Here is a 6,818-nt window from a genome sequence, read left to right as displayed (position 1 = left end):
TTAAGACCACTCCTTACGGTATTATCTATCTGTATAGTTTCAAGTTTCATCTTGTTACCTCCTGTTGACCGGATCCCAAGCATAGATATCTGAATTCAAATTGCCTAGTGAAATGTCTGGATATGCCGCATTTTTCCCCTTATACAGCGAAGCTGGCCAAAGGCCAGCCCGCTTGGATTTATCGCTTTTGCCAGTAGATCAGCATGGCAAGGAACAGGATTGTTGCCCCCTGAGAAGCGGTCAGGAAAGTTTCCAGCAATGACATTATCGTAAAACTCCGCATTATTAATTTCAGGTGTGTGATTCAGGGGCCTTAGTCCCCCTTTTACAGGACGTAGTGTTCTGTCACGACGGAAGCCAGGGTTAATAAAAACGATTCGAATATGTCTGCCGGGACGATAGAAATCTTCGTGCGGGTTGTCTCGCTGTAGCCGGCTCTGGAGAGCGACTCGGGGGAGGAGTAGTATCTTCCGGCCACGGATATGATCGAGCCAGCAGTGCTCGCCGCAGTCGAGCGACAGGGCGAAGCCCCGAGTGAGCGAGGAAGCACCAGGGAACAAAACTTATAAATTCTGCTTACGCTCAATGCCTGAAAAATCACCTCCCCTCGGGGTTATCCACTTATCCACGGGCATATTTTTATAAAGTACTTTTTTATTCTTTTTCTTTATTTTACATCTTTTAGGGAGCCTGAAAGCCGCGTACAGTGCGGCCTGAGAGGGGGCCTGTATGGGCAACTGGTAAACATAATATGGGAAATTAATCACGTATCAGTGGGTTTTGTGTCAACAAGCTATGGGATACGCATCAACAAGCTATGGGAAAGAGGTCAAGTTCAGTTCTCAATTATCCACTTGTGGATAAAGTGCAGATTTTTCCGGTGGATAAGTATCGCGATAGCTTGCAATTTCTGTTTTCACTGTCATTATGGGTGGGTAAAAATTTACCCATAGGCATTGAAATGGATACTCAAGCACTCTTGCCAGCTACTAAAACGTTTAAAAAACGCGCCAGTATAAAGCAATCTAACGAATTGACCGAAGCTGCATATTACCTGCCTCTTCAGGCAAAACGTGTGCTGTGGTTATGCCTCATGCAGGCCTATTTTAATGACAGCCAGGAAGATGACTCTGACGTATTGCCGCTCTTCAAAATCAGCGTTTCCGATTACGTCAAATACTTCAATGTCGCTACGTCTGTCGCCAGTCGTGATGTGAAGGCTGGGGTAAATGCTCTGGGCGAATCAACGGTTACCTTTTATCCAAAAGAAGGTGAGTTTGAAGAAGTTAAACGTCCGTGGCTGGCTGAAGCAGGAATGAAGCGAGGCCGGGGTTCCTGGCAGATTGAATTTAACTACAAGGTCATGCCATTCCTGGTCGGCTTAACCTCCCAGTTCACTACCTATTCTCTCTATGACTGTGGCCAGCTTAATAGTGTTCGTGTCATCCGGCTTTATGAAAGCCTGTGTCAGTTCCGGAGCACTGGTGTCTGGATCACCACACATGACTGGTTATGTGAAAGGTTTATGCTCCCTGCCTCGCAGAAAAACAATATTGCTGAAATGAAGCGTACCTTCCTGGAACCTGCTCTGAAGAAAATTAATGAGAAGACGCCATTAAAGGTAACATATACCACTGAAGAAGATGGTCGCTTGCTGTTTAATTTTCTTGATAAAAAACAATAGTCTGTAATTTTTATTTCCTCCCCCCTTAGTTTGTTGCTGACATATGGGGGGATACTGAACTTGCTGTGTTTCCCATAGTGCTTGCCTAACTTGACCTGTTTCCCGCAATCGCGGCTGTCTGCGTAGTTGACCTGTTTCCCACAGTCCGGGCCGTCTGCGGAGTTGACCTGTTTCCCACAGTCCCGGTCGTCTGCAAAGTTGACCTGTTTCCCACAGTCCCGGTCGTCTGCAAAGTTGACCTGTTTCCCACAGTCCGGGCCGTACGCGGAGTTGACCTGTTTCCCACACTCCCGACCGTCCGAGAAGTTGACCTGTTTCCCATAGTCCGGGCCGTCCGAGAAGCTGACCTGTTTCCCTTAGTCCGGGCCGTCCGCGAAGTTGACCTGTTCCCCACACTCCCGGCCGCCCGCGAAGTTGACCTGTTTCCCACAGTCCGGGCCGTCTGCAAAGTTGACCTGTTTCCCACAGTCCCGGCCGCCCGCGAAGTTGACCTGTTTCCCATAATCCGGGCCGTCCGCGAAGTTGACCTGTTCCCCACACTCCCGGCCGCCCGTGAAGTTGACCTGTTTCCCATAGTCCGGGCCGTCCGCGAAGTTGACCTGTTTCCCATAGTCCGGAGCGTCCATTAAAGTTGACCTGTTTCCCACAGAGGATGGAAAACTCTTCTTGTGCTGAGCGTAAGAGCTATCTGCCGGAACGGTTCCTCTTCGCTTCCTCGCCAGTTCGCTCGCTACGCTCGGTTACATGGCTGCGGCGAGCGCTGATACATAAGGCTCAGCATTGCACTGGTCGTAACTAAAATCAGAATCCTTCTGAATGACTCTCCTGTCTTGCAAGTTGAATACCTTTCTCAAAGCCCTTTTGTATGAGTTGCTGTTGATGGTCAAAAGTGCGTCTGCGTGTTGCTGCAGTGTGATTTAGTAGCACGCCCGTCGAGCTTCATCCCCCTTCTGTTGAGAGCGAAATCAAAACAATATGATTTTTTTCTTGCAACATGACACTTTTTGTTCAAAATGACAAAAAACGTCATGAGGTGATAAATGGACAATATTGAGCAGTTACGGAAAGTCGCTACACGTGCAGGTAAGCTTCTGACATCTTTGAGCGAAAGTATCCGACAGCAAAAAGAGGAATTGAAGCTTACCGAGTTCTATCAGGAATACAGCAAAGCCGCTCTGTATAAGCTGCCTAAGCTCAGTAAAGGCAGTGTTGAGTATGCTGTGTCCGAAATGGAAGCCGGTGGCTACATTTTTAAAAAGAAACCTTCTGGTAATACGATGAAATACGCGATGACGATTCAGAATGTCATCGATCTGTATAACCATCGTAAAGTACCGAAGTACAGGGATCGCTTCGATAAAGCCTTTACGATTTTTGTATGTAATCTTAAAGGTGGTGGTTCCAAGACAGTTTCTACCGCTTCATTATCACATGCTTTTCGAGCTCATCCTCAGCTTCTGTTCGAAGACCTGCGTATTCTGGCCATCGATTTCGATCCGCAGGCATCTCTGACAATGTTCCTGAGCCATGAGAATTCAGTGGGCTTGGTTGAAAATACGGCTGCTCAGGCCATGCTCCAGAACGTGTCTCGTGAAGAATTACTTTCCGATTTTATAGTACCGTCTATTATCCCTGGTGTTGATGTAATCCCCGCTTCCATTGACGATGCATTCCTTGCTGAAGGCTGGAAGGGATTGTGTGAAGAACATCTGCCAGGGAAAAATATTCATGCGGTGCTTAAAGAGAACATTATCGACAAGCTCCAGCATGACTACGACTTTATTTTCCTTGATAGTGGTCCTCACCTTGATGCGTTCCTGAAAAACTGCATTGGGGCGGCAGACCTGATGTTGACCCCTCTTCCACCGGCGACGGTTGATTTTCATTCTTCCCTGAAGTTTGTGGCCAGCCTCCCTGCCCTCATAGATTCCATCGAAATGGATGGGCACACCTGCAATCTCATCGGTAATGTCGGCTTCATGTCCAAGATCCTGAACAAGTCTGATCACAAAATTTGCCATAGTCAGGCCAAAGAGGTTTTCGGTGCCGATATGCTAGACATGGTTCTGCCAAGACTGGATGGTTTCGAACGTTGTGGGGAGACTTTTGACACAGTTATTTCAGCAAATCCAGCAACCTATGATGGAAGTACAGAGGCACTAAAAAGCGCAAAATCAGCAGCGGAAGACTTTGCGAAGGCAGTCTTTGATCGCATCGAGTTCATTCGTACTAACGGAGGTATGTGATGTCGAATGAGAAAAGAAAAACCATCGGCAGACAGTTAAATACTCAGGCGTCAATGCTCGAAATGGCTGACACCGGTAGAAGTCAGGTATTTACCTTAAAAACCGGCAGGAAGGTAACGTTCAGGTTTGTTCGGGTGCCTGCATCTGAAGTTGAAAGTAAGACCTTCGTAAACCAGGAAAACAATGGAAGAGATCAACTTGCACTGACCAGGGAGTCTCTGAAATCCATTATCCAGACGATTAAGTTTCAGCAGTTCTTTCCCTGTATTGGTATTAAGCAAAGTGAAAGGATTGAGATACTGGATGGTTCAAGACGGCGAGCCTCAGCAATTTTTGTCCGTACAGGCCTTGATGTAATGGTTACCGAAGAACATTTATCAGCTGATGAAGCTCGCCAACTGGCTAAAGATATCCAGACAGCTAAAGAACATAATCTTCGGGAGATTGGTCTGAGATTGATCGCTCTTAAAGAGTCCGGATTTAATCAAAAGGAAATTGCTGAACTGGAGGGATTATCTCAGGCTAAAGTTACCAGGGCGCTGCAGGCGGCGGCCGTACCGCAAGACTTAATTTCTCTGTTCCCGGTTCAGTCGGAGCTATCGTTTAGTGATTATAAACTTCTTTTAGAAGTTAATGAAAAACTCGGTGAAAAGGGATTAACGCCTGAAGAACTCATTCAGTCTGTATCAGCTCAGCTCGATGCAATTTTGAGTGATGGCGAGCGACCAGAAGACGAACAGAAAGCCAGTATTCTGAAGCTGATTTCTCAGGCATCTCAGGCATTGATAGATCCATCTCCCAAGGAAAAGTCAGTGGTTTCCCCACTCTGGTCTTTTGAAGAAAAGGACAAGTTCGCGCGTAAGCGTGTGAAAGGGCGCACGCTGACTTATGAGTTTAGCCGTATGTCAAAAGTGATTCAGGATGAACTGGACAAGGCTATCAACGAAGTCCTTGACAGAAATTTGAGTCAATAATTTCGCCATGGCGATTTCACATCTAACTTATTGTAATTAGGCAGTTTAGGTTGAGAATTTCACGGTGAAATCGCCATAGTTTCACGCCAGTTTCGCTGCAGGAATATCTGACCATCGTGTCGTATAAGCAGGAGAAAGCATCTCCCGTTTCATCTGCCATTCCGGGGCCATACCCCGCCCCGCAAACCATACTTTACCCAGCCCTGAGTTGTTGATCCCGTCCAGAACCCTCATCAGCTCAGCACTGTGAGGGCGTGGCGGGCGTTCGTCGAACAGTTGCAGCTGCGAAACTCCGGAGCCGGTGAAGTCATTCAGCATAACTCCGGCTTTGGCATACCGGTGCCCATCCCTCCAGATACGCTCCAGAGCCGTTGTAGCGGCTGCAATGATGTCCCTGGTGTCCTGAGTGGGTGTAAGAAGTTTTTCCGTAGCCACGTTGCCGTAGTAAGGCTCTTTAATGGCGAACGGAGACGTTTTGATGAAAACGGAAATATGCCGGCAATACTGGTGCTCTTTACGCAGTTTTTCAGAGGCCCGCTCTGCGTGCTGACAGATAGCCTGACGGAGTGACTCGTACTCCGTGATCTTCACGCCAAAACTGCGGCTGCAGACAATTTGCTGTTTCGTCGGAGGGGCTTCCTCAAGCGAAAGGCAGCTTTCCCCGTTCAGTTCCCGTACCGTTCGCTCAAGGACGACAGAAAAATTTTTGCGGATGAAGGCCGGGTTCGTCAGAGCCAGATCGAGCGCGGTTTTTATGCCCAGCACATTTAGCTTGCGTGCAATACGGTTACCCACCCCCCAGATTTCTTCAACCGGCTGCAGTGAAAGCAGTTTCCGCGTCCTTTGCGGATTTCCCCTGGTCAGAGCGAGTACGCCATGAAACTGTTTCCACTCTTTTGAGGCCCACTGGGCTGATTTTGCGAGGGTTTTCGTTGGTCCGGCGCCCACGCCAATGGTCAGGCGGGTACAGTCATACACCTGCTGACGCAGCTGCCGGGCGAAGTCCTCAAGCCCCATACAGTGCTCCACGCCGGTCAGGTCGAGGAACATCTCATCAATTGAATACTGTTCCACCCTGGGGGCCAGTTCCTCCAGGCAGTTCATCACGCGCGCCGATATCGAGGCGTAAAGTTCATAATTACTTGAAAACGCATATATTTTTTCCGGGTATCTTTCGTTTTTTATCTGAAACCACGGAGTTCCCATTTTGATCCAGGGCTTCGCCTCGGCACTGCGAGCGATTACATTCCCGTCGTTGTTGCTCAGGACGACTATCGGCTTTCCTTTCAAATCCGGGCGGAAAACACGTTCACAGCTGGCATAGAAGCTGTTCACATCGGCCAGGGCAAACATCAGTACATCTCCCTCGGGCGGTGGATGATATGCGTGACGACGCCAAAGATATCCAGCTCGTCGGGATCAGGATAAATCGGCGACCAGGAGGCATTCATGGGCTGCAGCGTCAGTCGCGGCGTCAGCAGAAGCCGTTTCACCGTAAACTCCCCCTGCATGCTGGCGACAACGATATCGCCGTGCCGCGGCTTTTCAGCACTGTCCACAACCAGCAGATCGCCATTGTACAGACTGCCGTCGGCCATGCTGTCTCCGCTGGCACGCAGGTAGTACGTCGCGCTCGGATGCCGTATGCAGTAATCATGGAGATCCAGATCGGACTCGACATAGTCAGCAGCAGGGCTGGGAAAACCGCAGCTGGCCAGATCGGCAAACAATGGATGGGCCTGTGGCGGGAGTTCTTTCCCGGTGCTGAAAAGTTGTAGTTTCATCTTTCCTCCTGACACTCTAATTTTACTGGTTATACATACAGTGTTTGCCGGGAGACCGGTAGAGATCAAGGGGTGAAAGTCCCCGACCATTGAAGGACCAGCAATCCACAAGGTCCCCGAGTCATGCGTT

General features: G+C 48.9%; 7 protein-coding genes. 3 read left to right on the top strand and 4 right to left on the bottom strand.

Features of this window, described 5'->3' with window-relative positions; all coding sequences use genetic code 11:
- Positions 1–178 precede the first annotated feature (178 nt).
- The gene (locus N6P30_RS23935) at positions 179–283 is read right to left on the bottom strand and encodes a hypothetical protein (protein ID WP_032409716.1); all 105 of its coding nucleotides are present in this window, start codon (positions 281–283) and stop codon (positions 179–181) included.
- 534 nt (positions 284–817) lie between these two features.
- Between N6P30_RS23935 and N6P30_RS23930 the strand changes: the two genes are divergently transcribed.
- On the top strand, positions 818–1,684 hold the full coding sequence (locus tag N6P30_RS23930; protein WP_004118283.1) for a replication initiation protein: 867 nt from the start codon (positions 818–820) through the stop codon (positions 1,682–1,684).
- 356 nt (positions 1,685–2,040) lie between these two features.
- Here N6P30_RS23930 and N6P30_RS23925 read toward each other — a convergent pair whose 3' ends face one another.
- Positions 2,041–2,310, bottom strand: a complete 270-nt coding sequence (locus tag N6P30_RS23925) for a hypothetical protein (RefSeq protein ID WP_000339857.1) — start codon at positions 2,308–2,310, stop codon at positions 2,041–2,043.
- 414 nt (positions 2,311–2,724) lie between these two features.
- Here N6P30_RS23925 and N6P30_RS23920 point away from each other — a divergent pair, with 414 nt between their 5' ends.
- Positions 2,725–3,930, top strand: a complete 1,206-nt coding sequence (locus N6P30_RS23920) for an AAA family ATPase (protein ID WP_000368714.1) — start codon at positions 2,725–2,727, stop codon at positions 3,928–3,930.
- Positions 3,930–4,904, top strand: coding sequence for a ParB family protein (locus tag N6P30_RS23915; RefSeq protein ID WP_000064120.1), 975 nt, complete (start codon positions 3,930–3,932; stop codon positions 4,902–4,904). The genes N6P30_RS23920 and N6P30_RS23915 overlap by 1 nt, the downstream gene beginning before the upstream one ends.
- A gap of 81 nt (positions 4,905–4,985) precedes the next feature.
- Here N6P30_RS23915 and N6P30_RS23910 read toward each other — a convergent pair whose 3' ends face one another.
- Complete coding sequence (locus tag N6P30_RS23910; RefSeq protein WP_004118291.1) at positions 4,986–6,257, bottom strand: Y-family DNA polymerase; 1,272 nt, start codon at positions 6,255–6,257, stop codon at positions 4,986–4,988.
- Positions 6,257–6,688 carry a translesion error-prone DNA polymerase V autoproteolytic subunit gene (gene umuD / locus N6P30_RS23905; protein ID WP_000776034.1) on the bottom strand — a complete coding sequence of 144 codons (432 nt, stop codon included), beginning with the start codon at positions 6,686–6,688 and terminating at the stop codon, positions 6,257–6,259. The genes N6P30_RS23910 and umuD overlap by 1 nt, the downstream gene beginning before the upstream one ends.
- Positions 6,689–6,818: the final 130 nt, after the last annotated feature.

It is taken from the genome of Enterobacter sp. PL1 (genome assembly GCF_945957325.1).
Lineage (GTDB): Bacteria > Pseudomonadota > Gammaproteobacteria > Enterobacterales > Enterobacteriaceae > Enterobacter > Enterobacter roggenkampii.
This window is presented reverse-complemented; position numbering and strand designations above follow the sequence as displayed.

Excerpts from the sequence above, each read along its gene's own strand:
- N6P30_RS23935 (WP_032409716.1), bottom strand. The coding sequence starts at position 283 with ATGCGGAGTTTTACGATAATGTCATTGCTGGAAACTTTCCTGACCGCT.
- N6P30_RS23930 (WP_004118283.1), top strand. The coding sequence starts at position 818 with ATGGGAAAGAGGTCAAGTTCAGTTCTCAATTATCCACTTGTGGATAAA.
- N6P30_RS23925 (WP_000339857.1), bottom strand. The coding sequence starts at position 2,310 with ATGGACGCTCCGGACTATGGGAAACAGGTCAACTTCGCGGACGGCCCG.
- N6P30_RS23920 (WP_000368714.1), top strand. The coding sequence starts at position 2,725 with ATGGACAATATTGAGCAGTTACGGAAAGTCGCTACACGTGCAGGTAAG.
- N6P30_RS23915 (WP_000064120.1), top strand. The coding sequence starts at position 3,930 with ATGTCGAATGAGAAAAGAAAAACCATCGGCAGACAGTTAAATACTCAG.
- N6P30_RS23910 (WP_004118291.1), bottom strand. The coding sequence starts at position 6,257 with ATGTTTGCCCTGGCCGATGTGAACAGCTTCTATGCCAGCTGTGAACGT.
- umuD (WP_000776034.1), bottom strand. The coding sequence starts at position 6,688 with ATGAAACTACAACTTTTCAGCACCGGGAAAGAACTCCCGCCACAGGCC.